Raw genomic sequence first — 24,647 nt, forward strand, 5'->3', positions numbered from 1 at the left:
GCTTACTTCTTCGGGTCGGGCTTGTTGACCTTCACCGTCTCCTGGCCGACCTCGCTGGCGTCCAGCGCGTCCGCTTCAGCCTCGTGGCCGACGCCCGCCTGGGCCTCGGAGGTGCTGAAGTTCGCGCTGAACTCCTTGACGGCGGCCTGCAGGCGCTCCTCGTTGTCCTTGGAGAGCACCTTGTCGACGCGGATCTCGTCGAGGATGCCGCTGTGGCGGTGCCGCAGGTTCTCCAGCAGCTCCGACTCGAAGCGGCGCACGTCGGCCACCGGCAGCGTGTCCAGGAAGCCCTTGGTGCCGACGTAGATCGACACGACCTGCTCCTCCACCGGCATCGGGGAGTACGCGCCCTGCTTGAGCAGCTCCATCATGCGGGTGCCGCGCTCCAGCTGGGCCTTCGAGGTGGCGTCCAGGTCGGAGGCGAAGGCGGCGAACGCCTCCAGCTCGCGGTACTGGGCCAGCTCGAGACGCAGCGTGCCGGAGATCGACTTCATCGCCTTGGTCTGCGCGGCGCCACCGACTCGGGAGACGGAGGTACCGACGTTGACCGCGGGGCGCTGACCCGAGTTGAACAGGTCGGACTCGAGGAAGCACTGGCCGTCGGTGATGGAGATGACGTTGGTCGGGATGTACGCCGAGACGTCGTTGGCCTTGGTCTCGATGATCGGCAGACCGGTCATCGAACCGCCGCCGAGGTCGTCGTGCAGCTTCGCGCAACGCTCGAGGAGACGGGAGTGCAAGTAGAAGACGTCACCCGGGTAGGCCTCACGGCCCGGCGGGCGGCGCAGCAGCAGCGAGATGGCGCGGTACGCCTCGGCCTGCTTGGTCAGGTCGTCGAACACGATCAGGACGTGCTTGCCCTGGTACATCCAGTGCTGGCCGATGGCCGAGCCGGTGTACGGGGCCAGCCACTTGAAGCCTGCCGAGTCGGACGCGGGGGCGGCGACGATGGTGGTGTACTCCAGCGCGCCCGCCTCCTCCAGCGCGGTCTTGACGCCCGCGATGGTGGAGCCCTTCTGGCCGATGGCGACGTAGATGCAGCGGACCTGCTGCTTCGGGTCGCCGGTCTCCCAGGCCTTCTTCTGGTTGATGATCGTGTCGACGCAGACCGTGGTCTTGCCGGTCTTGCGGTCGCCGATGATCAGCTGGCGCTGGCCGCGGCCGATCGGGGTCATCGAGTCGATGGCCTTCAGACCGGTCTGCATGGGCTCGCCGACCGGCTGACGCTGCACGACGGTCGCGGCCTGCAGTTCCAGGGCGCGGTTGTCGTCGGCCACGATGTCGCCGAGACCGTCGATCGGGTTGCCCAGCGGGTCGATGACCCGGCCGAGGAAGCCGTCGCCGACGGGGACCGAGAGGACGCGGCCGGTGCGCTTGACCTCCTGGCCCTCCTCGATCTTGTCGTAGTCACCCAGGATGGCCGCACCGATCTCGCGGGCGTCCAGGTTCAGCGCCACACCGAGCACGCCGCCGGGGAACTCCAGCAGCTCGTTGGCCATAGCCGAGGGCAGGCCCTCAATGTGGGCGATGCCGTCGCCGGTGTCGGAAACCGTTCCGACCTCTTCCCGGTTGACGTCCGGGGAGTAGCTGGAGACGTAGTTTTCGATCGCACTGCGGATCTCGTCCGACGAGATCGTCAGCTCCGCCATGTCGTTCCTGCTCTCGTTTCTTCTGGAAAAGTTCTAGGGGATTAGCTGGCGAACCGGCGCCGGAGCGCGTCGAGCCTGCCAGCGGTGCTGCCGTCGATGACTTCGTCGCCGACCTTGACGACGAGACCGCCGCCGAGGGATTCGTCGACCTCGATGTGCAGGCCGATCTGGCGGCCGTAGATGCGCTGCAGGGACGCGCTGAGGCGTTCCTGCTGCGCGGCCGAGAGCGGACCGGCGGAGACCACGTGCGCCACGGAGCGCTCGCGGCGCTTGGCCGCCTCGCCCGCCAGGCTCTCGAGGCCGTTGACGATGCCGCGGCCACGCGGCTGGCCGACCAGGTTCGCGACCAGGGTCGCGGTGGTCGGGTCGACCTTGCCGTCGATCAGCGCGGTGATCAGGCTGAGCTTGCCTTCGGCGGGCGCGGTCCGGTCGGACAGCACCTGCTCCAGCTCGTTCTGGTCGGCGATGATGCGGCCGAGGCGGAACAGCTCGTCCTCGACGGCGTCGAGCCTGCCGTCGCGCTCGGCCCGCACCAGCAGCGCGGTGATGGCCAGCGCCTCGATGCCGTCGACCAGCTCACGCGGGCTCGACCAGCGGGCACTGACCGCCGCCGCGACGACCTGGAGCGTGTCGGCGCCGACCTTGCCGTCGAGCAGGCTGTTGGCCAGCCGCTCGCGGGCGGCCGGGTCGGTGGAGGAGTCGGCCAGCGTGCGCCGCAGGCCGATCTCCCGGTCCAGCAGCCCGGCGACCGCGAAGAGCTCTTCGCCGAGCGGACCGGCCGCAGCGGCTGCGGTGCCCTCGATAACGTCGAGCAGCTTGAGCTCGACGGCGGCGAGGGCTTCCCGACTCGCGGCTTGGAATGTCATGTCAGACGTCCCCTAGTTCTTCGCCGGTGCGGAAACGGCGTCGAGTTCCTCGAGGAACCGGTCGACGGTGCCGCGGCGGCGCGCGTCGTCCTCCAGGGACTCGCCGACGACCTTGCTCGCCAGCGCGACGGCGTGGCGACCCAGGTCGGCGCGCAGTTCCGCGACGATCTGCGCACGGGAGGCCTCGAGGCTGGCCTGGCCCTGCGCGATGATCCGCGCGGACTCCTCCTGCGCCTGGGCCCGCAGCTCTTCCTTGATCTGCTCGGCCTCGGCACGGGCGTCGTCCCGGATGCGGGCCGACTCGGCCCGGGCCTCCGCGAGCTGCGCCTTGTACTGCTGCAGTGCGGCCTCGGCCTCAGCCTGGGCCTTCTCCGCCTTCTCGATGCCGCCTTCGATCTTGGCGGTGCGCTCGGCGTAGAGCTTCTCGAACCGGGGCGCGACGAACTTCGAGATGACGAACAGCAGCAGCAGGAACGCCACCAGACCGAGGATGATCTCGGACGGGTGCGGCAGCACCGCGTTCGGCTCCTCAGCGGCCAGGAACAACACAGACTTCACCACGACGTCTCCCTAACGAAGAAGGGCTTTTGGATCAGCCGCCGGAAGCGATGAAGTAGACGACCAGGCCGATCAGGGCGAGCACCTCGACCAGGACGAAGGTCGTCCAGGCGATGCCCATGAGCTTGCTCTGGGCCTCCGGCTGACGGGCGGTGCCGTTGATGACGGCGGCCCAGATCAGACCGACGCCGATGCCGGGGCCGATCGCGCCGAGGCCATAGCCGATCGCGGCGAGACCCGCGTTGATGTTGCTGGCTTCCTGCGCGAGAACCATTGCGCTCACTTGTGTATCCCTTTCCAACTCGGTCCGCGGGTGCCCGCGGATCGGGGGCTTTGCTTGTTACTCGGTGTTACGCCTTAGTGGTCTTCGGCGAGCGCCTGGCCGATGTAGTTGGCCGAGAGCAGCGCGAAGATGTACGCCTGCAGCACCTGGATGAACGCCTCCAGGAAGGTCATCGCGATGGCGAAGGCCCAGGAGATCACCGAGACCGGCTTGAGCGGTCCCGCGGCGTGCAGGAGCAGGTACTCACCACCAAGGGTGAACACCAGCAGAATGAGGTGTCCGGCGAACATCGCGGCGAAGACTCGGATCGCCAGCGTGATCGGGTTCAGGACGAACTTCTGCAGGAACTCGATGGGAGTCAGCAGGAAGTAGATGGCGAACGGCGCGCCCGGCGGAACGGTGGCGTGCTTGAGGTAGCCCACGAAGCCGTGCTTCTTGAAGCCGACGTAGTGGTAGACCGGGTAGACGACCAGCACGCTCAGCGCGAGCGGGAAACCGATCTTCGCCATCGTGGGGAACTGGATGACGGGGATGATCCCGTACAGGTTGTTCACCAGGACGAAGGTGAACAGGGTGAGGATCAGCGGAACGAACGGCTTGAACTCTTTCGAGCCGATCTGCTCGCGAGCGATGCTGTTGCGTCCGAAGTCGTAGACCGACTCGGCGGCGAACTGCCACTTGCTCGGGATGATCTTCATGTTCCGCGACGTAATGAGGAAGAACGCGGAGACGATGAGGATGGACAGGACCATCAACACCATCGGCTTGGTGACCCCGCCGAAAATCGGCGGAAGGAAAAAGTCCTTAACACCCGGGGGTGCAAACGTGTCACCCTCGGCCAGCAGCCTGCCCACCTGTGGGCTCCTTCCGGTTCTCCCGGCCGGCGTTCACTCCGCCGGGGGAATCGTCACGATCAGGACGTAACGTACCTGACTTACTTGGCTTGACTTCAGGCGGCTACCGGTTCGCGCGGGCGCCTTGGAGGCATGCGCGTAACACGGCGACCCCGCCGTCTGGGGCGAACACTATCAGGGGGTTTCCGGACGCCGGACAGGCGTACGGAAAGGCGTCCGTACTACCGCTCACCAGCGGGGATGATGGTGGGGAGCTTGGTGCGCCGGAAGGCGAGCGCCTCGGCTCCGGCGGCCACCACGACCACGACGATCATGGTGATGGCCAGCGACAGCCGGTGCAGGGCTTCGACGTCGCGCAGCGCGGTCATGACCAGCAGCAGGACCAGCATCTTGCCGACGAACCCGCCGAGCGAGGCGGCCATCGCGATGTGCGCACCGGCGCCCGCGGTTTTGCGCATCAACCACAGCGTGAGCAGTGAAGACGCGCACGCGATGGACCCGCCGACCAGCGCGCCGAGCGCGCCCTTGGTGCCGTGGAGTATGCCGAAAATCACCACACCGAGGACCACGGCGGCCAGCGACGGCCACAGTGCGTAGCGGAACATCGCCGAGGCGAGCGTGCGCAGCGCCCGCGCGTGCGGGTCCGGCTGCGTTTCTTCGGTGTTGTTCACCGGGGATTCATTCTCGTTCATCGTGCCCTGAGTCTAGGTATGGCCGACACGATCACCGCGACCAGGACGCCGATTCCGATTCCCCAGGCCACGATGAATCCGTCGAACAGCGAGAGCGACACCGCGCCGAAGGCGATCACCGCGGCCCACAAATAGATCAGCAATACGGCCCGGCGCTGCGAATGGCCGATTTCCAGCAGGCGGTGGTGCAGGTGCATCTTGTCGGCGCTGAACGGGCTCTCGCCGCGCCGGGTGCGCCGGACGATGGCCATGAGCAGGTCGAGCAGCGGGACGAACAGCACCGCGGCCACGACCAGCAGCGGCGACAGCAGGGCGATCGAGCCGGTGGCGCCCGCGGTGGGCGGGGTGCGGCCGGACATGGTCGTGCTGGCCGAGGCCAGCATCAGGCCGATGAGCATGGAGCCGGAGTCGCCCATGAAGATGCGGGCGGGCTGGAAGTTGTGCGGCAGGAAGCCGAGGCACGCGCCCGCGAGGGTGGCCCCGATCAGCAGCGGCGGATAGTTGTTCACCGCGCCGCCGGACTCTTCGAGCAGGTGTAGCGAGAAGGCGCAGGTGGCGACGGCGGCGATCAGGCCGATGCCCGACGCGAGCCCGTCGAGGCCGTCGACGAAGTTCATCGCGTTGACCATGGTGACGACCAGCAGGATGGCCAGCAGGCCGCCCTGGTTCTGGTCGAGGATCAGCGCGGTGCCGAGGAAGCCCTCCTCGCCGCCCCACGGCACCCACAGCACCATCCACTGGATGCCGAACAGCACCAGAATGCCCGCGCTGGTGGTCTGACCTGCGAGTTTGGTCAGCGAGTCGAGCTCGAAGCGGTCGTCGAGCACGCCGATCATGACGATCAGGCCGCCGCCGATGAGCACAGCCACCGGGTCGAGCGCGTAGTCGAACGCGCGACGCAGGACGGGGAGCTGGTGGGCGAGCAGCATGCCGCCGCACACGCCGAGGTACATGGCCAGGCCGCCGAGGCGGGGCATGGGGACGACGTGCACGTCGCGCTGCCGCGGGTAGGCGACCGCGCCGATTCGGATGGCGAAGAGTCGGACCAGGCCGGTGAGCAGGAAGGTCAGGGCGGCGGTGACGACGAGGACGAGGAGGAACTCGCGCACGGGGAGCCCTGCGACGGCGTAGGAGGAGGGAGTCACCGGGCGGTCCTGGGGAACTCGCCGATGGCCTGCCCCGGGGAGCGGGTCGCCGTGTGGTCTTGGGGCCGGACGTCCGCGCGCCCAGCAGACCAGGTAGCGGCGTTGGTCATCGCGCTTCCCCCGGGTAGGCGGGGCAGGCGGCGACGAGTGCGGCGACGGCGTCGGTGACCTGCTCGCCGCGGATGGCGGCGGCGATGAGGCGGGCGATCTCGGCCATCTCGGTCTCGGTCATGCCCTGGGTGGTGACGCTGGGCGAGCCGACGCGGATGCCGGAGGCGACCGTGGGCGGCGCCGGGTCGAACGGGATGGCGTTCTTGTTGAGCGTGATCCGCGCGGCGTCGCAGCGGGTCTCGGCTTCGGCGCCGGTGATGCCCAGTGGCCGTACGTCGAGCAGGGCGAGGTGGGTGTCGGTGCCGCCCGACACCGGGCGCATTCCCTCGGCTTCCAACCCCTCCGCGAGCGCGCGGGCGTTGCGCACGACCCGGTCGGTGTACTCGGCGAACTCCGGGGCGGACGCTTCCTTCAGCGCGACGGCCTTCGCGGCGACGGCGTGCATCAGCGGGCCGCCCTGGGTGAAGGGGAACACCGCCTTGTCGACGGCCTTGGCGTGCTCGGCGCGGCACAGGATCATGCCGCCGCGCGGCCCGCGCAGGACCTTGTGGGTGGTCGCGGTGACGATGTCGGCGTGCGGGACCGGCGACGGGATCGTGCCGCCCGCGACCAACCCGATGAAGTGGGCGGCGTCGACCATCAGGATCGCGCCGACCTCGTCGGCGATCTCGCGGAACGCGGCGAAGTCGATCAGCCGGGGGTACGCGGTGGCGCCCGCGATGATCATCCGCGGCTGGTGGACCCTGGCGAGGTCGCGCACCTGGTCGTAGTCGATCAGCTCGGAGCCGGGGGCCACGCCGTAGGCGACGGGCTCGAACCAGCGGCCCGAGAAGTTGACCTTGGACCCGTGCGTCAGGTGGCCGCCCTGCTTGAGGTCCATGGCGAGGACGACGTCGCCGGGCTCGCAGAACGCGGCGTACGCGGCGAGGTTGGCGCTGGCGCCGGAGTGCGGCTGGACGTTGGCGTGATCGGCGCCGAACAGGGCGGTCGCGCGGCTGATCGCCAGTTCCTCGGCGATGTCGACCTGGGCGCAGCCGCCGTAGTAGCGCGCGCCCGGGTAGCCCTCGGCGTACTTGTTCGACAGCGTCGACCCGAGCGCGGCCAGCACGGCCGGGCTGGTCAGGTTCTCGCTGGCGATGAGCTGGAGCCCACCCCGCACCCGCTCGACCTCACCGAGCAGGACCTCGGCGATCTCCGGGTCCGTGCTGATGAGGGCCGCGAAATCCGGACCCCAGAACGGCGTGGGCACGACGGGACGCATCTCCTAGTTCGATAAAGGTGGGTTCGACGCCAAACTACCGCGCCGAACGAACCTCGGCGCCCAAAGCCTCGGAGACAGCCGCGATCGGGACCGCGCCCTCCCGCAGGAGCACGGGCTCTTCCCCGGTCAGGTCGACGATGGTCGACGGGATCGGGTCGCCACACGGCCCGCCGTCGAGGTAGACCGCCACGGACCCGCCGAGCTGCGCGCGAGCCTCGTCGGCGGTCGCGGGGGCGGGCTGCCCGGTGCGGTTCGCGCTGGAGACGGCCATCGGCCCGACCTCACGCAGGAGTTCGAGCGCGACCGGGTGCAGCGGCATGCGGAGCATGACGGTGCCGTTCGTGTTGCCGAGATCCCACGCGAGCGAGGGCGCGTGCGGCAGGACGATGGAAAGGTCGCCCGGCCAGAACGCCTCGATGAGGTTGCGCGCGGCCTGGGGCACGGAGAGCACGAGCCCGTCGACCGTCGCCCAGGACCCGACGAGAACGCCGACGGGCATGTCCGGGCCACGCCCCTTGGCGGCGAGCAGGGACTGCACACCCGAACTGGAGAAGGCGTCGCAGCCGATGCCGTAGACGGTGTCGGTAGGGATCACGACCACCCGCCCCGCGCGCACCGCACTGGCGGCGGCGGCGAGCCCGTCTTCCCTGTCCTCACGCGAACTGCAGTCGTAGACCGTGGTCACTCCGGGAGCCTATCTGGCTGGGTCCGTGGCCGTTTTTTGCCGGGGTGGAAACAGGGTTCGCGAACGGGTGGAAGGGGCGTGGAGCGGTCGCGGGGTGGGCCGGAGCTTCCCTAATTTCATGGACATGAGAGTGAACAGCCGAGCGGGCGCCCGGGAGCTGGGCGAGCTGATGCGGACGTACCGGAAGAAAGCCCGCCTCACCCTGAGAGACCTGGGCGAGGTAGTGGACCGATGCCCCTCCCACCTCCACCGGCTCGAGACGGGCGAGCGGGGCGTGACCTCCGAACTGGAGTTCACCCTGTACCTGTCCTCCTGCGGCGTGAGCTGCCGTGAGATCGAGGAATTGATCGAGTTCCTTCGCGACGCCAACGACCGGCGCGGGTACTGGATGTGCTCGGGCAACGAATGGATGCCCGACTCCCTGCGGACCCTGACCTTCCATGAGACCCAGGCACGTCGGGTGGTGAACTACGAATCCAACTTCATCCCTGGCCTCCTGCAAACCGAGGCTTACACCCGAGCGTTGTTCAGCGACGAGGACTTGACGGAGGACACCCTCGAAGTCCGGGTGCGGGCTCGGCAGAACCGGCAGAAGGTCCAGTTCGTCGAGAAGCCGGGCAAGTTCACGTATGTCATCAACGAGCGCGCCCTCCGTTTGGAGGTCGGCGACAACCGGATTATGGCCGAGCAACTCATGGCCATCCTGTTTCTCAGCGATCAGCCGAACATCAACGTCCGGGTCCTACCTGCCGCCGCTGGCCATCGGGCGATAGTTGGTTCCCACTTTGTATACCTCGCCCACGATGAGTTCCAGCCTCTCGTCTATGTGGAAACGCCACTCAGCGGGTTCATCATCGAGCAAAAGGAGAAGGTGGAGCAGCACCGAGATCTCTTTCGGAAGATCGCCAAGATCGCCCTCGATGCCAAGGAATCCCGGTCGCTGATCGCCAAACTGGCCGATGAGTACGACCGGACGGAAGGCCACTGGGACGACTCGTGGAAGGTTGCGGGAAGCCATCTATAACGGCGGTTCGCAGGGGAGGCTGCGGCGAGGTTCGGCTTCGCCGGACCTCACGAACATCCGCGACTCCAAGAACGCCAATGGCCCTCGTCTGTCCGTCGGCACCGCGTCCTGGTCCGTCTTCCTCGCATCCGTCTCAGGCGCCCCGTTGGACGATGTGCTCGGCTAGGTCGTCCGCCCGTACCCGCCAGTTCTGCCGCCGGAACTTCACCACGATCAAGTACAGCAACCCGCTCCCCAGCAGCACCCCCATCACCACCAGCGCCACACTCCCCGCCAGTCCCCCGACCGCCACCAGGATGAACCCCAGCGACACCGCCAGCACCGCCAGACTCACCGCGATGCCCTCCGGCCGCCACTGCCACCGCTTCCCCGCCGCCACCTCGTCCAGCAGCAGCTCCGCCCCCCGCCGCAGCTCCTGGTCGGCCACGTCCAGCTCCAGGATCCGCCGGGCCGCCGACTCACAGATCTCCAGTTGGCGTTCGCTGGTGATCACCAGGGCCTCATTGACCGTTCGACTGCGGGCCTGTTCTGTCACCGAGCACCACGTGCTCGCCAGGTAATACCGCAGCACCGGATCCCGCGAACGCCCGAAGCGCGCCTCCAGGTCCTCAGCCGCTCCGGCCGCGTCCCCAGCCGCCACGCGCGCCTGGGACATCCCCAGGTAGGCGAGCAGATTCCCCGGGTCCCGGGCCTCGACGGCCGCGTACCGCCGGGCCGCCGCCCGCCAGCGGCCGCGGGCCAGCAGGACGTCGCCGATGCCGACCTCCGTGTACGGGCCCGCGTACAGCTCGGCGGCGTGTACGAAGCCGCGCATGGCCTCGTCCAACCGGCCCGCGAGCAGCGCTGACCGGGCGTCGTCGAAGATCTTTCTGGTCCCCGACGGCCCCTGAGCGGCATCGGGTGGCAGAAGTTGCCACTTCTCGATGACGTCCTGCCAACTGCGAAGCATTGGATCACCCGGGGGAGCACGCTACCCTCAAACGGCACCGGGGTTCGTCCATACATCCCAGGGGAGTGCCCACGATCAGCCGTCCGCGACGCCGAGGACACCAGCTGAGTTCACGCTGGCTGGCGTCCTCCCTGGTCGCCGGCTACGCGGCGGTGAGCGCCGTGGTCGGCGCCGTGCTGCTCGTCGCCCCGAAGGAGCCCAAACCCGGCACCGCGGCGCCCTCGACGACCTACATCTTCGCGCCGCCGCCCGCGTTCGGTCCGGCCGACGTCCAGACGCCCGCGCCCGACGAGCCGGGCGGTCCGGGCACCCCGGCGAGCCCCTCGAACGTGGCGCTGCCGGTGCCCGACGGGTTCCAACGCGTCGCCGGGCCGGGTGGGCTGGTCACCACGATCCCCAAGGGCTGGGTCATCACCCGCGCGTCCGGGCCTGGCGCCATGCAGGCCACCGACCCCGAGGACCCGTCCCGCCAGGTCCGCTACGGCGGCGCCCCCGCCCCGGCCAACGCCCTGCTGCAATCCCACGTCGACTACGAGGCGACGTTCTCCCGCACGAAGGCCGCCTTCCACCGGCTCAGCCTGGGCACCACGACCTACCACGGCGTCACGGCCGTCGACTGGGAGTTCGAGCACGACACCGCCGACGCGCGCCGCCGGGTGCACTCGATGTACTGGCGGGTCGACGGCGTCGAGTACTTCATCTATGCCGCCTCCAACACCGACAGGTGGGCCGAGACGCTGCCGATCTACCACGCGATGATCGACAACGCGACGCCGTAGTCAGATCCCCGGCCGCCAGACGCTCGACTCCACCAGGTTGGCGCGGACCTGCCAGTTCTGCCTGCGGTTCACCACCACCAGAAGCAACAGCACCACGCTGCTGACCACCGCGGCGACCGCGACCAGCGCCACCGAGCCGTTGATCCCGCCATAAGCCGCGCCGCCCAGGCCCACGCACACCGCGACCGCCGCGAGCAGCACCGGCAGCACGCCCGGCCGCCAGCTCCACCGCTTGCCCAGCTCGACCTCCGCCAACAGCGCACGGGCGCGCCCGTTGACGGACTCGTCCTCCAACCTGAGTTGCAGCACCCGACTGGCCGCGCGCTCACAGGTTTCGAGCTGGACGGCGCTGGTGATCTCCAGGACCTGGTTGCGGGTCATCGACCGGCAACCGTCGGCGACGGCGAGCAGGGCGGCGGCGAGCCGGGGGCGCACAGCCGGATCGTGGAGCAGTTCCCGTTCGAGAGTCGCGACTTCGCGCCATATCTCGGTTTCGTCGAGCTGAGCGTGATCAGACATCAACTACCGTCCGCTCATCGGGTGTCAACCTGCTTGACGATCACGCTACCGTAGGTAGGCGATCACTGGCTAACAGTCATATTCCGTCGAGCCCGCGGGAGTGCCTATCCAGTCATCCATCCGACTCGGACTCCTGATCGCCACGGCGAACCTGGCGGTCTGTGCCTGCGTTGCCGTGGTCCTGCACCTCGCCACCAAGCCCGCCGCGAGCGCCGCCGCCATCACCACGACGTCGGACTCGGCCGAACCGGCCCGGACCACGACGACAAGAACAACAACCACGAGACCGACGCAGATAACCACGACCACCGACGCGCTCGCCGGGTTCACCCGAGTCAGCGGCCCCGGTGGCATGTCGACCCTGATCCCCGCGGGCTGGCCACAGAAAACCGGCACCGGCCCCGGCAACCTGGAAGCCACCGACCCGGCGGGCAACGGCCGCAACGTCAAGTACGGCGGCGCCCCGCACGACGGCAAAGACCTGCTCACCAGCCACATCGAGTACGCGCAGACCGTGTCGACCCGCCCCGGCTACCGGCAGCTCCAACTCGGCCTCGTCAGCTTCCACGGCGGTGACGCCGTCGACTGGGAGTTCGTCCTCGACAGCGGCGGCGGCACCCGGCACGTGCGGTCGCTGTACTGGCGGCGCGACGGCTACGAGTTCTTCGTCTACGCGGGCAGCCAGGAGGAGCTGTGGCCCGAGACGCAGGCGATCCTCAACACCATGATCGACAACGCCACCCCGTGACCCGACCAGGGGAGTCATGTCCGAATCCCAGTTGAACCTGACGACCGCGGACCGCGACGACACCACCCGGTACCTGTGCGCCGCCGCGCACCTCGACCCCGACTACGCCGACCAGTCGATCCGCGAGTTCCTGGTGGAGAAGACCCGGCCGGTGCCGCCCTCCCCCGGCGTGGACGCGGGCGTGGTGCTGGGCGAGGCGGTGGCGGCCAGGACCCGGCGCAAGATCGTCGACCTCGCCGCGATCGCGCTGCTGCTGGTGCTGCTCTTCGCCGCGACGACGACGTTCCTGGTCATCTGGCTCGTCTTGGCGATCGTGATCGCGATACCGACCGCGGCCCGCTCGGCTACCCGCGGCGGGCTGAAACCGGTGCTGTGGGCGGGAATCGCGGTCGCCGTCGTGCTGGTCCTGGACAACGCCACCGGCGGTCAGCTGTTCGAGGTGATCGAGGAGCTGTTCGAGAGCTCGCCGCGGTCGCGCTACTACTACGACTACGAGACCGAGACCGACGGCGTCGGCTTGGCGTTCACCATCCTGGCCCCGATCGGGCTGCTCGGGGTGTTCCTCGCCGACCGGTTCTCGGTGTGGAAGCTGATCACGACCCGGTTCAACCGGACCGCCCGGCTGCGCGGCACGCTCAGCCGGTCGATGGCGGGCAGGCAGATCTTCCAGTTCGCCCCGGCCCGCTTCACCCGCCTCCTCCGCGAGCGCTACGAGAACAGCCTGGTCCGGATGGCGCCGGACCCGCAGGCCACCGACGGGGAGAGCACCGAGATCGTCGTGCACCGCGGCTACGACCCGTTCGTCGGCGCGGGCCAAGGCCATCGGCCGTGGTCCATCGCCGTCCCGTTGGAACGCGCGAAGGGCAGGGAGGCCACGACGACGCTGTCCACGGCGGCCTTGTACGACGCGATCGTCGCGGAGGTGACGGCGCTGCGGCAGGCCACCACCCTCACGCCCGCGGCTCGCCTGGGCAGGCTGTCGGTCGACGAACTGGTCGCGGTGTCGGCCGCCGAGCTGGTCGACCACATGGCCGAGCCCGCGTCCGTCCCGTTCATCCTGGGCGAAGGGCATCCGCCGTACGACCGGATCAGCTCCCGGCTCGCCACGCAGCTGCGGGACAACCCGATCGAGTGGGCGCGCTACTACCGGGCGTTCCGGGTCGAGACCTGGGACCGCAACCTGGTGCTGTCGGTGTACCTGCACGTCGCGATGGACGACACGATGCTCTACGTCGAGTGGACGCCGTGCGTGCTGCGCCCGATCAAGGACGAGTTCCAGCGGGTCGACGCGGTGTCCCGCTCGCCGCTGCACCCGATCGGCCAGGCCATGCTCGACCTGGTCAAGTTCCCGACCTCGGTCCCGCGCAGGCTGATCACCCTGCTGACCCTGATCCGCGCGCGCCGCAAGGAGGCGGGCGTGATCGACCCCGACGACTACGGCAGCCTCAGCAGCCTGCGCGAACTGGCCGCCGACACGTCCGAGCGCAACTACTTCCAGCTGGTCGACCGCGACCGATACCTGAAGATCATCGAAAGCCGCGTCGTGCGCGCGGTCAGCGCCCTGCTGCACAGCGCGGGCTACGTGACGGCGTCCTTCGACGTGCAGGCGACCGCGGTGATCCAGAACAACGTGCGGATCGACGGCTTCACCGGCAACTTCGTGATGGGGTCCGGGAACACCACGGGCAACGTGACCGTCGAGCAACCCAAGGACGACAAGTGATCGGAGCGATTAGTGCCTGATGGAATGAATGTGTCCGGCTCGACCGGGAACTTCATCTACGGCGACCGCAACACCGCGGGCGACGTCACCGTGAACACGGGCGGCGAGTCCACAAAGGATCTCATCGCGCGGCTGCGGGCCCTGCGGACCGCGGTCGAGGCCAACGTGCCGGACGCCGACCTGGTCACCATCGACATCGACAACCTGATCGCGGAGGCCGACAAGCCCGAGCCGAAGCCCGCGGTGGGCCGGACGCTGTGGTCGCGGGTGCGCGACGGCCTGGCCGGGACCGCGGCGACGGTGACGGCGGTGACCACCGCGGTCAACGACGTCAACGAGGCGGTGGCGGGGGTCTTCGGGTCCTGACTGGACTGTCTACACGCGACGTGCGGTGGCGAAGCGGGGCCTGCCCGCGAGATCCGCGTGGTCCTTCACGTCGGTCAGCAACCGGCGCGCGGACAACAGCGCGGGCACGGCCTCGCCGTGGGTGTCGTCGTGTTCGATGGCCACGCCACCGCCCGGACGCAGCAGTCGGACGGCCGAGGTGACGACCGAGCGGATCACGTCGAGGCCGTCCGCGCCGGAGAACACGGCGTGCGCGGGGTCGTGGTCGGCGACCTCCGGCGGCACCGGGGTGTCGGCCGGGACGTACGGCGGGTTGCAGAGGACCAGGTCGACGCGGCCGTCGAGTTCGGTGAACAGGGTCGGGTCGGTGACATCGCCGGAGTGCAGGCGAACCGGGGTGTCACCGGCCGCGACCCGCGCGTCGGCGTTGCGGCGTGCCCAGGCCAGGGCGGAGTGGTCGATGTCGACGGCGTGGACCTGCGCGTCCGGGCGGGCGTTGGCCACCGCGAGCGCGAGGACGCCGGAGCCGGTGCAGAAGTCGACGACCACGGGCTCGCGGACGCCGTCCAGGGCCGCGAGGCCCCACTCGAACAGCAGCTCGGTCTCCGGGCGGGGCACAAACACACCCGGGCCGACCGAGACGGAGACCGCGCCCATATAGGCCGACCCGGTCAGGTGCTGGAGGGGTTCGCGGCGCGCGCGGCGGGCGACGAGCTTGCCCAGCGCGTCCACCACCGGCGGGTCGACCAGCGGAACCATCGGCAGCTTGCCCCGCTCGACGCCCAGGACGTGCGCGGCCAGCAGTTCGGCGTCGTTGCGGGGCGAGTCGACCCCGGCCGCGGCGAGCAGGCGTTCGGCCTCGAGGATCGCCACGCGCAGGGGTTGACGGGTCATGAGGGTCACCCTTTCACGGTCACCCGTGTGCGGCGAGCCGCTCGGCTCGGTCAGCCTCGGCCAACGCGTCGAGCACCGCGTCCAGGTCGCCGTCGAGCACGGCTTCCAGGTTGTGCGCCTTGTAGCCGACGCGGTGGTCGGAGATGCGGTTCTCCGGGAAGTTGTAGGTGCGGACGCGCTCGGAGCGGTCAACCGTCCTGACCTGGCTGCGACGGGCGTCGGACGCCTGCTGCGCGGCCTCTTCCTCGCGCGCGGCGAGCAGTCGGGCCTTGAGCACCTGCATGGCGCGGGCCTTGTTCTGCAGCTGCGACCGCTCGTTCTGGCACGACGTGACGATGCCGGTCGGCAGGTGGGTGATGCGGACAGCCGAGTCGGTCGTGTTGACGCTCTGACCGCCCTTGCCGGACGAGCGGTAGACATCGATGCGGAGGTCCTTGTCCGGGATCTCCTCGATCTCGGCGGCCTCCTGCGAGTCCGGGTAGACCAGCACGCCCGCCGCGGAGGTGTGGATGCGGCCCTGCGACTCGGTGGCGGGGACACGCTGCACGCGGTGCACGCCGCCCTCGAACTTCAGCCGCGCCCACACGCCGTCGGGGTCGGAGCCCTTGCTCTTGATGGCGACGGTCGCGTCCTTGACGCCGCCCAGGTCGGACTCGGTGCTGTCGAGCACCTCGGCCTTCCACCCGTGGCGCTCGGCGTAGCGCAGGTACATGCGCATGAGGTCGCCCGCGAACAGCGCGGACTCCTCGCCGCCCTCACCGGACTTGACCTCCAGGAGGACGTCGGAGCCGTCGTGCGGGTCACGCGGGAGCAGCAGCTCGGTGAGCTTGGTCTCCAGCTGCGGGATCCGCTCGGCGATCGCGTCGGCCTCCTCGGCGAACGCGGCGTCCTCGCTCGCGAGTTCGCGCGCGGCCTCCAGGTCGCTGCGGGCGGCCTCCAGCTCACGCAGCGCCTTCACCACCGGCCCGAGCTCGGCGTAGCGCTTCCCGAGCTTGCGCGCCCGGTCCTGGTCGGCGTGCACGGCGGGATCGGCGAGCGTCTTCTCCAACTCGCCGTACTCGCTGAGCAGCTCGCCGAGACTAGATGCGTCCACCGTCAACCTCTCTTAAGCCGAACATGACGACGGCGCCCGTCCCGCGAGCGGGAGGGCGCCGTCAGCGAAGCTACTTCGCGGTCTTGTCGCGCTTTCCGTACCGCGCCTCGAAGCGCGCGACCCGGCCACCGGTGTCGAGGATCTTCTGCTTGCCGGTGTAGAAGGGGTGGCAAGCCGAGCAGACCTCGACGTGGATGCTGCCGGAAGTCTTGGTGCTGTGCGTGGTGAAGGTGTTGCCACAGCCGCAGGTGACCTCGGTGGTCACGTAGTCGGGGTGAATCCCGTTCTTCACAGTCTCGCCTCTCGTTGATGGCCGCCGGGTCCCCTGCTGTCGTGGGGTGAACCGGAGCCGGACTCGACCTAACAGTGTGCCAGACGTGCTGACAGGGGGTTTAACGCGGTCCGGGGTGCCGCTATTCCGCCGTTCGTCGCACCAGAGCGTCCTCCGACCGCACGTGACCACCCACCCACCGACAGTAGTCTCCCCAGCCTGAGGTACGCGGCCGCACACTGTCGGCGTGCTGTTCACGATAGGCAGGCCGTTGTCGGTGTCCGCCTGGTTGGCGGCTCCACTGCTGTTCGCCGTCTCGGTCCTGGGCCTGACGGCGATAGGCGGCGCTCTTCTGTCCGCCTCCTGGCAAGCAACCCTGTCCAGCGCGTTATGGGGCGCCGCGGCGGCGGTCACGGCGGCGTTGGCGGGCGGGGTGGCTTGGCGCTCCCCTACTCAGCGGGCAGCGCTGGCGATCCCGTATCCGGTGACGCTGCTGTTGGCGGGGTTGGCACTGGACGACGTCCGGGTGCCCACGCGCTGGGCGGGCACGTTGGGTGTGTTGGCCATCGCCGCCTTGCTGATCTTCTACCAGCGCCGCCGGACAACGTGATCAGGCAGACTCGCGAAACACCCTGCGGGCAATCTGCTCGACCTGCTCGACGGTGAGCACCGGAGCCGACGGCTGCCGAAGAGCCTCGGTCAGCAGACGTCGAACGAGGGCGGACATCGGGACGTGCTCGGCGTCCGCCCTGGCCTTCAACTCGGCCACGAGCGAAACGGGCACTCGCAAGGAAAGCGCGGCCTGCTGATTGTCGGCGACCTCAGCGGCGATCGCTTCCGCCTCCTCATCCGCGATCTCTTCCCGGATTCGCGCGTGCCGGGACAAGCGGTCCCGCTTGACCGGGTCCTGCTCAGCCGCCGCCGCTGCATGCTGCTCGGCGACCTCGCCGTGAATGGTGGCTAACACCTGATCCCGCGTGCCGTCCGTCATGATGCGCCTCCCCTCCCAGTCGATCATCGTGATACGCCCGATGCCAGAACAAACGTCGAGTCTCAGCCCAATAGAAAGAAGCCCCCAGCTGGGCCGGGGGCTTCTTTCGGTATCGCTGTTAGTCGTCGCTCTGGGAAGGCGTCGTCTTGGCGACCTGCATCAGGAACTCGATGTTCGTCCTCGACTTGCGGAGCCGGTCGAGCAGGAGCTCGATGGCGGCCTGGCTGTCCAGGGCGTGCAGGACTCGACGGAGCTTCACCGTGACCGCCAGCTCGTCCGGCGGAAGCAGCAGCTCTTCCTTACGCGTACCGGACGGGTCGACGTCCACCGCGGGGAAGATCCGCTTGTCGGCGATCTTGCGGTCGAGCTTGAGCTCGGCGTTGCCGGTGCCCTTGAACTCCTCGAAGATCACCGTGTCACCCGCGGAACCGGTCTCCACCAGCGCGGTGGCGAAGATGGTCAGCGAGCCGCCGCCCTCGATGTTGCGGGCCGCGCCGAGGAAGCGCTTCGGCGGGAACAGGGCGGTCGAGTCGACACCGCCGGACAGGATTCGGCCGGATGCCGGGGCCGCCAGGTTGTAGGCGCGGCCCAGACGGGTGATCGAGTCCAGCAGGACCACCACATCGTGGCCCATCTCGACGAGACGCTTCGCGCGCTCGATCGAGAGTTCCGCGACGGTGGTGTGGTCTGACGGCGGGCGGTCGAAGGTGGAGGCGATGACCTCACCCTTGACCGAGCGCTGCATGTCGGTGACTTCTTCCGGACGCTCATCGACGAGCACAACCATGAGGTAGACCTCGGGGTTGTTCGTGGTGATGGCGTTCGCGATGGCCTGCAGGACCGAGGTCTTACCGGCCTTCGGGGGCGAGACGATGAGCGCGCGCTGGCCCTTGCCGACGGGCATCACCAGGTCGATGACACGCGTGGTCAGGATGTGCGGCTCGGTCTCCAGGCGGAGTCGCTCGTTCGGGTAGAGCGGCGTCAGCTTGGTGAATTCGGGGCGATTCTTGGCCGCGTCCGGCTCCAGGCCGTTGATCGTCTCCACCCGCACCAGCGGGTTGAACTTCTGCCGCTGCGCTTCGCCGTCGCGCGGCTGGCGGACCAGGCCGGTGATGGCGTCGCCGCGGCGCAGGCCGTACTTGCGGACCAGCGAGAGCGACACGTAGACGTCGTTCGGGCCCGACAGGTAGCCGGACGTGCGGACGAACGCGTAGTTCTCCAGCACGTCCAGGACACCGGCGACGGGCAGCAGGACGTCGTCCTCGCGCACCTCGGTGTCGTTCTGGCCACCGGCGCCCTCGACCCGGCCGCCCCGGCGGCGACGGTCGCGGAAGCGACGGCCGCGACGGCCGCCTTCCTCGTCGTCGTCCTCAGGGCCGTTGTTCCGGTTGTCCTGCTGGCGGTCCTGGCGGTTGTCCTGCTGGCGGTTGTCCTGACGGTCCTGACGACCGTCCTGACGGTTGCGGTCCCGGTTGCGGTCACCGCGACCCTGCCGGTCGCCACGCTCGCCGCGTTCGCCACGCTCGCCCTGCTGACGGTCGCCCTGCTGGCGGTCGCCGCCCTGCGAACGGTCCTGGCGGTCCTGACGCTCGCCCTGGCCACGGTCACGGTCGCCCTGCTGACGCTCGGGACGCTCGGTCTGCGGGCGCTCCGCCTGCGCGGGACGGTCCTGCTGGACCGGACGCTCGGCGGGGGCCTGCTGCTCCACGGCCTCCGGGCTGCCAGCCGCCCGGCTGGCGCCGCGGCGGCGGCGGTTGTCCCGGCCGCCTTCGCGCGGGGACTCCTCGGCCTTCTCGGCGACGGGGGCCTCGGCGGGCCGCTCGACCTCGACGCGCGCCTCGGCACGGGGCTCGGTCTTGGTGACGGCGGTTTCGGTCTTGGCCTGAGCGGCCTCGGTGCCGGTGCGGGGCGCACGCGCGGCGGCCCCGCCCGGGCCACCACCCTGGCGCTCCTTGATGGCAGCGATCAGGTCGCCCTTGCGCATACCCGTGGTGCCGGAGATCCCCAGCTCACCAGCGAGCGTGCGCAGCTCGGCGAGGACCATGCCGGACAGCCCCGCACGCTTTTTCGGCGTGCCGTTCTTCTCCGCGGCGGGCGCGGACTCAGCGGCTGTCTCGCTGCTCAACAGATCGGTATTGCTCACACATGTCCTTCCTGACCGGTCCCCGCCTCCTACGTGGACCAGCGGACCGCCGTCCGTCGGAATGCGAGACGGCGTATCTCTCGCCTGTTGGGTTGCTTGGGTCACCAACCTGGCCACGCTTCGGGCCAGTCGAGCGACTTTGTCGCCAACAGGGAGCATCTGGTCACCACGGTCGTCGGGTACCTGGCGAGCACCAGCTCGGACCGGTTAGGGACTGAGCCGACTTCTCGGCAGATGATGCGACCCGGAAAGAATCCCCGGGAACGACACCGGGCGCCCGTGCGCGCGGTGACTGAACAAGGCCGAGGGTAGACGGCCGTCACTCAAGGTGCAACAACCGCCCTACAGCGCGTCGCCCTGAGCCCCCGGTGAGCCGTCGTGATCTCCGTCACTCGAATGGCTCAACGGTCACGCCGGACCTGTCCACGGCCACGGGAAGCACCGTGAAACCGGCAAGATCAACACCTTGCGGCACCACACCATCGGTTGTCAACGCCAGCACCGTCGGCCCGGCGCCGGACACGGCCGCGGCCACCCCGGCGGCGCGCAGCTCGCGCACCACCCGGATCGTCGACGGCCAGGCGCTCTCCCGGTAGTCCTGGTGCAGCCGGTCAGCCAGCGCGGGAAGCAGCAGGTCAGGCCGGGTGCTGATCGCATGCACCGCCAGCGCGCCCCGGCCCGCGGCGAACGCGGCGTCGGCGTGCGGCACCTTGTCCGGCAGCAGGCCGCGCGTCACGTGGGTCTCCGACCGCTCGGCCGGGATGATCGCGACCGGCTGGAGATCGGCGTGCGGCTCGACCCGCGCCGCCCGGAAGCGGCCGTCGTCCTCCCACGCGACGACGAGCCCGCCGAGCAGGCTCGCCGCGACGTTGTCGGCGTGTCCCTCGAACGCCGCCGCGAGGTGCAGCGCGTCGTCATCGAGCGGGCGCCCCGCGAGCCCGTAGGCCGCCGCGATCCCGCCGACGATGGCCGCGGCCGACGACCCCAGCCCACGCGCGTGCGGGATCGCGTTGGCACAGCTCAGACCCAGTCCGGCGGGCGCGAACCCGATCAGCTCGCACGCCGCCCGGACCGCGCGCACGACAAGGTGCGTCTCGTCCTTGGCGACGGTGTCCGCGCCCTCGCCGGTCACCTCGACCGAGAGCCCGCCGTCGGTGGTCCAGACCTCGATCTCGTCATACAGCGCGAGCGCCATGCCGAGCGCGTCGAAGCCGGAGCCGAGGTTGGCCGTGGACGCCGGGACGCGCACCCGGACTCGGGTCACCGCAGGTCCAGCGCGGTCGCGACGGCACCGGCGTCGACCGGGACGGCCTCCACCTCCGGCACGGAGGCGAGCGCGGAGTCCGGGTCCTTGAGCCCGTGGCCGGTGACCGTGCAGACCACGACCGACCCGGCGGGCAGCCGCCCGTCGGCGTGGGTGATCAGCAGGCCCGCGACGGAGGTGGCCGACGACGGCTCGACGAACACGCCCTCGCGTTCGGCCAGAAGCCGGTACGCGGCAAGGATCTGCTCGTCGGAGGCCGCGTCGAACAGCCCGCCCGACTCGGCCTGCGCGGTCACCGCACCGGCCCACGAAGCCGGGTTGCCCACGCGGATCGCCGTGGCGATCGTGTCGGGGTTGGAGATCGGCGCGCCGTGGACCAGCGGGGCCGAGCCTGCGGCCTGGAAGCCGAACATGCGCGGCAGGGCCTCGATCACGTGGTCGTCGGCGTAGTCGCGGTACCCGCGCCAGTACGCGGTGATGTTGCCCGCGTTGCCGACCGGAAGACAGTGGATGTCCGGCGCGCGGCCGAGCACGTCGACGATCTCCCACGCCGCGCTCTTCTGGCCGATCAGGCGCACCGGGTTGACCGAGTTGACCAGCCCGACCGGGAACTCGGCCGCGGTCTTCTCCGCGAGTTCGAGGCAGTCGTCGAAGTTGCCGTCGATCTGCAGGATCTTGGCGCCGTGCATGACCGCCTGCGCCATCTTGCCCATGGCGATCTTGCCGCGCGGCACGAGCACCGCGCAGGTCAGGCCCGCGCGGGTGGCGTAGGCGGCGGCCGAGGCCGACGTGTTGCCTGTGGAGGCGCAGATGACCGCCTCAAGGCCGTTGGCCAGCGCGTACGTCATCGCCACGGTCATGCCGCGGTCCTTGAACGAGCCGGTCGGGTTCATGCCCTCGACCTTGAGGTAAACCGTGCAGCCGGTCAGCTCGGACAGGTGTGGGGCGGGCAGCAGCGGGGTGTTGCCCTCGCCGAGGGTGATGATCTTCGCGCCGTTCGGCACGGGGATTCTGTTGGGGTAGGCGGCGATGATGCCCGGCCGTCCCGGGAGCACGCTCGTCGTCATAGTTCCTCGCCTTCAACCCGCATGACACTGACCACCTCGTGCACGAAGGGCAGGCCCGCGATCTTGTCCACAGTGGAGCGCAGCGCGGCGTCCGGCGCCGAGTGGGTGACGATGACCAGGCTCGCGTCTTCCGCGCGGCCTTCCTGGCGCACCACCGCGATGCTCACCTCGTGCTCGGCGAAATTGGCCGCCACGGCCGCGAGCACGCCCGCGCGGTCGGCGACGTCCAGGCTGATGTGGTACCTGGTCGACGCCTGCGCGATCGGGCGCACCGGCAGGTCGGCGTAGGCCGACTCGCGCGGTCCGCGCCCGCCGACGACCAGGTTGCGGGCCACCGCCACCAGATCGCCCAGCACAGCGCTCGCGGTGGGTGCACCGCCTGCGCCACGCCCGTAGAACATCAGCTGGCCTGCGGCCTCGGCCTCGACGAACACCGCGTTGAACGCCCCGCTCACACTGGCCAGCGGGTGCGTGCGCGGGATCATCGCCGGGTGGACGCGCACCGCGACGGACTCGCCGTCGGGGGTGTCGACCCGCTCGCAGATCGCCAGCAGCTTGATCGTGCGCCCCAGCGCCCGCGCGGCCGACACGTCGGCGGGCGTCACCGCGGAGATGCCCTCGCGGTAGACGTCGCTCGCGGTGACCCGGGTGTGGAACGACAGCGAGGCCAGGATCGCCGCCTTCGACGCGGCATCGTAGCCGTCGACGTCGGCGGTCGGGTCGGCCTCGGCGTAGCCCAGCCGCGCGGCCTCCTCGAGCGTCTCGGCGTAACCCGCGCCGGTCTCGTCCATGGCCGAGAGGATGAAGTTGGTGGTGCCGTTGACGATGCCCATGACGCGGGTGATCCGGTCACCGGCCAGCGACTCGCGCAGCGGCCGCAGCAGCGGGATCGCCCCGGCGACGGCGGCCTCGAAGTAGAGGTCGGCGCCGGAGCCGTCCGCCGCGGCGAACAGCTCGCCCGCGTGGTCGGCCAGCAGCGTCTTGTTGGCGCTGACCACGGACTTGCCCGCCTTGAGCGCGTCGAGCAGCCAGGTGCGGGTCGGCTCGATGCCGCCGATCACCTCGACCACGACGTCGACGTCGTCGCGCACGACCAGCGCGGCGGCGTCGGTGGTCAGCAGCTCGGCGGGCACGCCCGGCCGGGGTTTGCCGAGCCTGCGCACCGCGACCCCGGCCAGCTCGACCCGGGTGCCGACCCGCGACGCGAGTTCGTCGGCCTGCTCGGTGAGCAGCCGGACGATCTCGGTCCCGACCGTGCCGCAGCCTAGAAGCGCGACTCGGATGGGCTTGGCGGGCTCGCTCACGGGATCTCCAGTCTCAGCAGGTCGTCCACGGTCTCCCTGCGCAGCAGCGGCCGCGCGGCGCCGTCGAGCACGGCCACCACGGCGGGGCGCGGCAGCCGGTTGTAGTTGCTCGCCATCGAGTAGCAGTAGGCGCCGGTCGCGGCGACCGCCAGCAGGTCGCCGGGAGCAAGGTTCTCCGGTAGCCAGCAGTCTCGCACCACAACGTCACCGGACTCACAGTGTTTGCCCACTACGCGGGACAGCACGGCCTCGGTGCCCCGCTCCCCCTCGCCGCTGGACCGCGAGACCAGGCGCGTGTCGTACACCGCGTCGTACAGGGCCGTGCGGATGTTGTCGCTCATCCCGCCGTCGACGCTGACGTAGCGGCGGCGGGTGCCGTGGCCGAGGGAGACGTCCTTGGTGGTGCCGACCTCGTAGAGCGTCACCGTGCCCGGCCCGGCGATGGCCCGGCCCGGCTCGACGGCGATGCGCGGCACGGCCAGCCCGAGCTGCTCGCACTCCTTGGCCACGATCGCGCGCAGCTGCTCGGCCAGCCACATCGGCGGCGGCGGGTCGTCCTCGGCGGTGTAGGCGATGCCCAGGCCGCCGCCCAGGTCGACGGTGGTGATCGACTCCAGCGCGCCGTGCTCCTTGTGCAGCTCGGCGAGCAGGCCGATCACCCGGTGCGCGGCGATCTCGAAGCCGTCGGCGTCGAAGATCTGCGATCCGATGTGGCTGTGCAGGCCGACCAGCGACAGCCCGCCGGACTTGATCACCCGGCGCGCGGCCTCGGCGGCGTCGCCACCGGCCAGCGAGAAGCCGAACTTCTGGTCCTCGTGCGCGGTGGCGATGAACTCGTGGGTGTGCGCCTCGACGCCGACGGTCACCCGGATCAGGACCGGGGCGACCATGTCGCGGTCGCGGGCCAGCTTGTCGAGGCGGGCGATCTCGTGGAACGAGTCGACCACGATCGCGCCGACACCGACGTCGAGCGCGGTGGACAGCTCCTCGACGGACTTGTTGTTGCCGTGCAGGGTGATCCGCTCCGGCGGGAAGTCCGCGCGCAGCGCCACGGCCAGCTCGCCGCCGCTGGCCACGTCGAGGCTCAGCCCCTCCTCGGCGACCCACCGCGCGATCTCGACCGACAGGAACGCCTTGGACGCGTAGTGCACCAGGCCCGGGTCACCGAAGGCGATCGCGTGCTCCCGGCAGCGGGCGCGGAAGTCGGCCTCGTCGACGACGAACAGCGGCGTGCCGTAGGTCTCGGCCAGGTCGCGCACGTCGACCCCGGCCAGGCGCACGGCGCCGTCGTCGCCGCGGGAGATGTTGCGCGGCCAGACTGCGGGGACGAGTTCGTCGAGCGCGGCGGCGCTGGTGGGGCGCTCGCTGGCGGTGTTGCTTGGCGGCAGGACCTCTGCGTGCCGCGGCCCTGCCGGGTGTGCCCTCATCG

27 protein-coding genes are annotated in these 24,647 nt (G+C 69.9%); 7 read left to right on the forward strand and 20 right to left on the reverse strand.

Annotated elements, in window-relative coordinates; genetic code table 11:
* Positions 1–2 precede the first annotated feature (2 nt).
* From atpA to ACSHT8_RS16855, 9 genes are all read right to left on the reverse strand, one after another.
* Positions 3–1,649, reverse strand: a complete 1,647-nt coding sequence (atpA, locus tag ACSHT8_RS16815; protein ID WP_436491752.1) for a F0F1 ATP synthase subunit alpha — start codon at positions 1,647–1,649, stop codon at positions 3–5.
* Between the two features lie 41 nt (positions 1,650–1,690).
* A complete protein-coding gene (locus ACSHT8_RS16820; RefSeq protein WP_436491753.1) occupies positions 1,691–2,515 on the reverse strand; it encodes a F0F1 ATP synthase subunit delta in 825 nt (274 codons plus the stop codon).
* Between the two features lie 12 nt (positions 2,516–2,527).
* On the reverse strand, positions 2,528–3,061 hold the full coding sequence (locus tag ACSHT8_RS16825) for a F0F1 ATP synthase subunit B (RefSeq protein WP_436502086.1): 534 nt from the start codon (positions 3,059–3,061) through the stop codon (positions 2,528–2,530).
* 46 nt (positions 3,062–3,107) lie between these two features.
* Positions 3,108–3,356, reverse strand: coding sequence for an ATP F0F1 synthase subunit C (locus tag ACSHT8_RS16830; protein ID WP_436491754.1), 249 nt, complete (start codon positions 3,354–3,356; stop codon positions 3,108–3,110).
* Between the two features lie 74 nt (positions 3,357–3,430).
* A complete protein-coding gene (atpB, locus tag ACSHT8_RS16835) occupies positions 3,431–4,210 on the reverse strand; it encodes a F0F1 ATP synthase subunit A (RefSeq protein ID WP_436491755.1) in 780 nt (259 codons plus the stop codon).
* A gap of 221 nt (positions 4,211–4,431) precedes the next feature.
* Positions 4,432–4,902, reverse strand: coding sequence for a hypothetical protein (locus tag ACSHT8_RS16840; protein WP_436491756.1), 471 nt, complete (start codon positions 4,900–4,902; stop codon positions 4,432–4,434).
* Entirely contained in the window at positions 4,899–6,047 is a 1,149-nt protein-coding gene (locus ACSHT8_RS16845) for a glycosyltransferase family 4 protein (protein ID WP_436491757.1), read from the reverse strand. The genes ACSHT8_RS16840 and ACSHT8_RS16845 overlap by 4 nt, the downstream gene beginning before the upstream one ends.
* Before the next feature lie 106 nt (positions 6,048–6,153).
* Positions 6,154–7,419 (reverse strand): serine hydroxymethyltransferase, encoded by a 1,266-nt coding sequence (glyA, locus tag ACSHT8_RS16850; RefSeq protein ID WP_436491758.1) that lies wholly within the window; start codon positions 7,417–7,419, stop codon positions 6,154–6,156.
* 34 nt (positions 7,420–7,453) lie between these two features.
* A complete protein-coding gene (locus ACSHT8_RS16855) occupies positions 7,454–8,104 on the reverse strand; it encodes an L-threonylcarbamoyladenylate synthase (RefSeq protein ID WP_436491759.1) in 651 nt (216 codons plus the stop codon).
* Between the two features lie 130 nt (positions 8,105–8,234).
* Here ACSHT8_RS16855 and ACSHT8_RS16860 point away from each other — a divergent pair, with 130 nt between their 5' ends.
* Positions 8,235–9,128, forward strand: a complete 894-nt coding sequence (locus tag ACSHT8_RS16860; protein WP_436491760.1) for a helix-turn-helix domain-containing protein — start codon at positions 8,235–8,237, stop codon at positions 9,126–9,128.
* Complete coding sequence (locus ACSHT8_RS16865) at positions 9,064–9,294, forward strand: DUF397 domain-containing protein (protein WP_436491761.1); 231 nt, start codon at positions 9,064–9,066, stop codon at positions 9,292–9,294. The genes ACSHT8_RS16860 and ACSHT8_RS16865 overlap by 65 nt, the downstream gene beginning before the upstream one ends.
* On the opposite strand, the gene ACSHT8_RS16870 is transcribed toward ACSHT8_RS16865, so the two are convergent.
* Positions 9,262–10,077 carry a hypothetical protein gene (locus ACSHT8_RS16870; RefSeq protein ID WP_436491762.1) on the reverse strand — a complete coding sequence of 272 codons (816 nt, stop codon included), beginning with the start codon at positions 10,075–10,077 and terminating at the stop codon, positions 9,262–9,264. The two genes, ACSHT8_RS16865 and ACSHT8_RS16870, sit on opposite strands and share 33 nt — an antisense overlap.
* Positions 10,078–10,229: 152 nt before the next feature.
* Here ACSHT8_RS16870 and ACSHT8_RS16875 point away from each other — a divergent pair, with 152 nt between their 5' ends.
* Complete coding sequence (locus ACSHT8_RS16875; RefSeq protein ID WP_436491763.1) at positions 10,230–10,856, forward strand: hypothetical protein; 627 nt, start codon at positions 10,230–10,232, stop codon at positions 10,854–10,856.
* Here ACSHT8_RS16875 and ACSHT8_RS16880 read toward each other — a convergent pair whose 3' ends face one another.
* On the reverse strand, positions 10,857–11,375 hold the full coding sequence (locus ACSHT8_RS16880) for a hypothetical protein (RefSeq protein ID WP_436491765.1): 519 nt from the start codon (positions 11,373–11,375) through the stop codon (positions 10,857–10,859).
* Between the two features lie 100 nt (positions 11,376–11,475).
* On the opposite strand from ACSHT8_RS16880, the gene ACSHT8_RS16885 reads away from it, so the two are divergent.
* From ACSHT8_RS16885 to ACSHT8_RS16895, 3 genes are read left to right on the forward strand one after another with little or no spacing between them, the layout of a single operon-like run.
* Positions 11,476–12,123, forward strand: a complete 648-nt coding sequence (locus tag ACSHT8_RS16885) for a hypothetical protein (protein WP_436491766.1) — start codon at positions 11,476–11,478, stop codon at positions 12,121–12,123.
* 16 nt (positions 12,124–12,139) lie between these two features.
* Complete coding sequence (locus tag ACSHT8_RS16890) at positions 12,140–13,846, forward strand: hypothetical protein (protein WP_436491767.1); 1,707 nt, start codon at positions 12,140–12,142, stop codon at positions 13,844–13,846.
* Between the two features lie 30 nt (positions 13,847–13,876).
* Positions 13,877–14,212 (forward strand): hypothetical protein, encoded by a 336-nt coding sequence (locus ACSHT8_RS16895; RefSeq protein ID WP_436491769.1) that lies wholly within the window; start codon positions 13,877–13,879, stop codon positions 14,210–14,212.
* Positions 14,213–14,221: 9 nt separating this feature from the next.
* Here ACSHT8_RS16895 and prmC read toward each other — a convergent pair whose 3' ends face one another.
* From prmC to rpmE, 3 genes are all read right to left on the reverse strand, one after another.
* On the reverse strand, positions 14,222–15,085 hold the full coding sequence (gene prmC, locus ACSHT8_RS16900) for a peptide chain release factor N(5)-glutamine methyltransferase (RefSeq protein WP_436491770.1): 864 nt from the start codon (positions 15,083–15,085) through the stop codon (positions 14,222–14,224).
* Between the two features lie 19 nt (positions 15,086–15,104).
* On the reverse strand, positions 15,105–16,178 hold the full coding sequence (gene prfA, locus ACSHT8_RS16905) for a peptide chain release factor 1 (RefSeq protein ID WP_436491771.1): 1,074 nt from the start codon (positions 16,176–16,178) through the stop codon (positions 15,105–15,107).
* Between the two features lie 70 nt (positions 16,179–16,248).
* Positions 16,249–16,470, reverse strand: coding sequence for a 50S ribosomal protein L31 (gene rpmE / locus ACSHT8_RS16910; protein WP_436491772.1), 222 nt, complete (start codon positions 16,468–16,470; stop codon positions 16,249–16,251).
* Positions 16,471–16,696: 226 nt separating this feature from the next.
* Here rpmE and ACSHT8_RS16915 point away from each other — a divergent pair, with 226 nt between their 5' ends.
* Positions 16,697–17,059, forward strand: coding sequence for a hypothetical protein (locus ACSHT8_RS16915; protein WP_436491773.1), 363 nt, complete (start codon positions 16,697–16,699; stop codon positions 17,057–17,059).
* Here ACSHT8_RS16915 and ACSHT8_RS16920 read toward each other — a convergent pair whose 3' ends face one another.
* The 6 genes from ACSHT8_RS16920 to lysA form a co-directional block, all read right to left on the reverse strand.
* Complete coding sequence (locus tag ACSHT8_RS16920) at positions 17,060–17,440, reverse strand: ribbon-helix-helix protein, CopG family (RefSeq protein WP_436491774.1); 381 nt, start codon at positions 17,438–17,440, stop codon at positions 17,060–17,062.
* A 118-nt stretch (positions 17,441–17,558) separates the two neighbouring features.
* A complete protein-coding gene (gene rho, locus ACSHT8_RS16925) occupies positions 17,559–19,583 on the reverse strand; it encodes a transcription termination factor Rho (protein WP_436491775.1) in 2,025 nt (674 codons plus the stop codon).
* 388 nt (positions 19,584–19,971) lie between these two features.
* On the reverse strand, positions 19,972–20,847 hold the full coding sequence (thrB, locus tag ACSHT8_RS16930) for a homoserine kinase (protein ID WP_436491776.1): 876 nt from the start codon (positions 20,845–20,847) through the stop codon (positions 19,972–19,974).
* Entirely contained in the window at positions 20,844–21,914 is a 1,071-nt protein-coding gene (gene thrC, locus ACSHT8_RS16935; RefSeq protein WP_436491777.1) for a threonine synthase, read from the reverse strand. The genes thrB and thrC overlap by 4 nt, the downstream gene beginning before the upstream one ends.
* Positions 21,911–23,218, reverse strand: coding sequence for a homoserine dehydrogenase (locus ACSHT8_RS16940; protein WP_436491778.1), 1,308 nt, complete (start codon positions 23,216–23,218; stop codon positions 21,911–21,913). The genes thrC and ACSHT8_RS16940 overlap by 4 nt, the downstream gene beginning before the upstream one ends.
* Positions 23,215–24,645 carry a diaminopimelate decarboxylase gene (gene lysA, locus ACSHT8_RS16945; protein ID WP_436491779.1) on the reverse strand — a complete coding sequence of 477 codons (1,431 nt, stop codon included), beginning with the start codon at positions 24,643–24,645 and terminating at the stop codon, positions 23,215–23,217. The genes ACSHT8_RS16940 and lysA overlap by 4 nt, the downstream gene beginning before the upstream one ends.
* Between the last annotated feature and the right edge of the window lie 2 nt (positions 24,646–24,647).

The sequence above is a fragment of the Actinokineospora sp. HUAS TT18 genome, from assembly GCF_051364635.1.
In the GTDB taxonomy this organism is placed as follows: Bacteria; Actinomycetota; Actinomycetes; order Mycobacteriales; family Pseudonocardiaceae; genus Actinokineospora.

What these genes read in the sequence shown, in the direction of transcription:
- atpA (WP_436491752.1), bottom strand. Translation starts at nt 1,649, where the DNA reads ATGGCGGAGCTGACGATCTCGTCGGACGAGATCCGCAGTGCGATCGAA.
- ACSHT8_RS16820 (WP_436491753.1), bottom strand. Translation starts at nt 2,515, where the DNA reads ATGACATTCCAAGCCGCGAGTCGGGAAGCCCTCGCCGCCGTCGAGCTC.
- ACSHT8_RS16840 (WP_436491756.1), bottom strand. Translation starts at nt 4,902, where the DNA reads ATGAACGAGAATGAATCCCCGGTGAACAACACCGAAGAAACGCAGCCG.
- glyA (WP_436491758.1), bottom strand. Translation starts at nt 7,419, where the DNA reads ATGCGTCCCGTCGTGCCCACGCCGTTCTGGGGTCCGGATTTCGCGGCC.
- ACSHT8_RS16865 (WP_436491761.1), top strand. Translation starts at nt 9,064, where the DNA reads ATGAGTACGACCGGACGGAAGGCCACTGGGACGACTCGTGGAAGGTTG.
- ACSHT8_RS16870 (WP_436491762.1), bottom strand. Translation starts at nt 10,077, where the DNA reads ATGCTTCGCAGTTGGCAGGACGTCATCGAGAAGTGGCAACTTCTGCCA.
- ACSHT8_RS16880 (WP_436491765.1), bottom strand. Translation starts at nt 11,375, where the DNA reads ATGTCTGATCACGCTCAGCTCGACGAAACCGAGATATGGCGCGAAGTC.
- ACSHT8_RS16890 (WP_436491767.1), top strand. Translation starts at nt 12,140, where the DNA reads ATGTCCGAATCCCAGTTGAACCTGACGACCGCGGACCGCGACGACACC.
- prmC (WP_436491770.1), bottom strand. Translation starts at nt 15,085, where the DNA reads ATGACCCGTCAACCCCTGCGCGTGGCGATCCTCGAGGCCGAACGCCTG.
- ACSHT8_RS16920 (WP_436491774.1), bottom strand. Translation starts at nt 17,440, where the DNA reads ATGACGGACGGCACGCGGGATCAGGTGTTAGCCACCATTCACGGCGAG.
- thrC (WP_436491777.1), bottom strand. Translation starts at nt 21,914, where the DNA reads ATGACGACGAGCGTGCTCCCGGGACGGCCGGGCATCATCGCCGCCTAC.
- lysA (WP_436491779.1), bottom strand. Translation starts at nt 24,645, where the DNA reads ATGAGGGCACACCCGGCAGGGCCGCGGCACGCAGAGGTCCTGCCGCCA.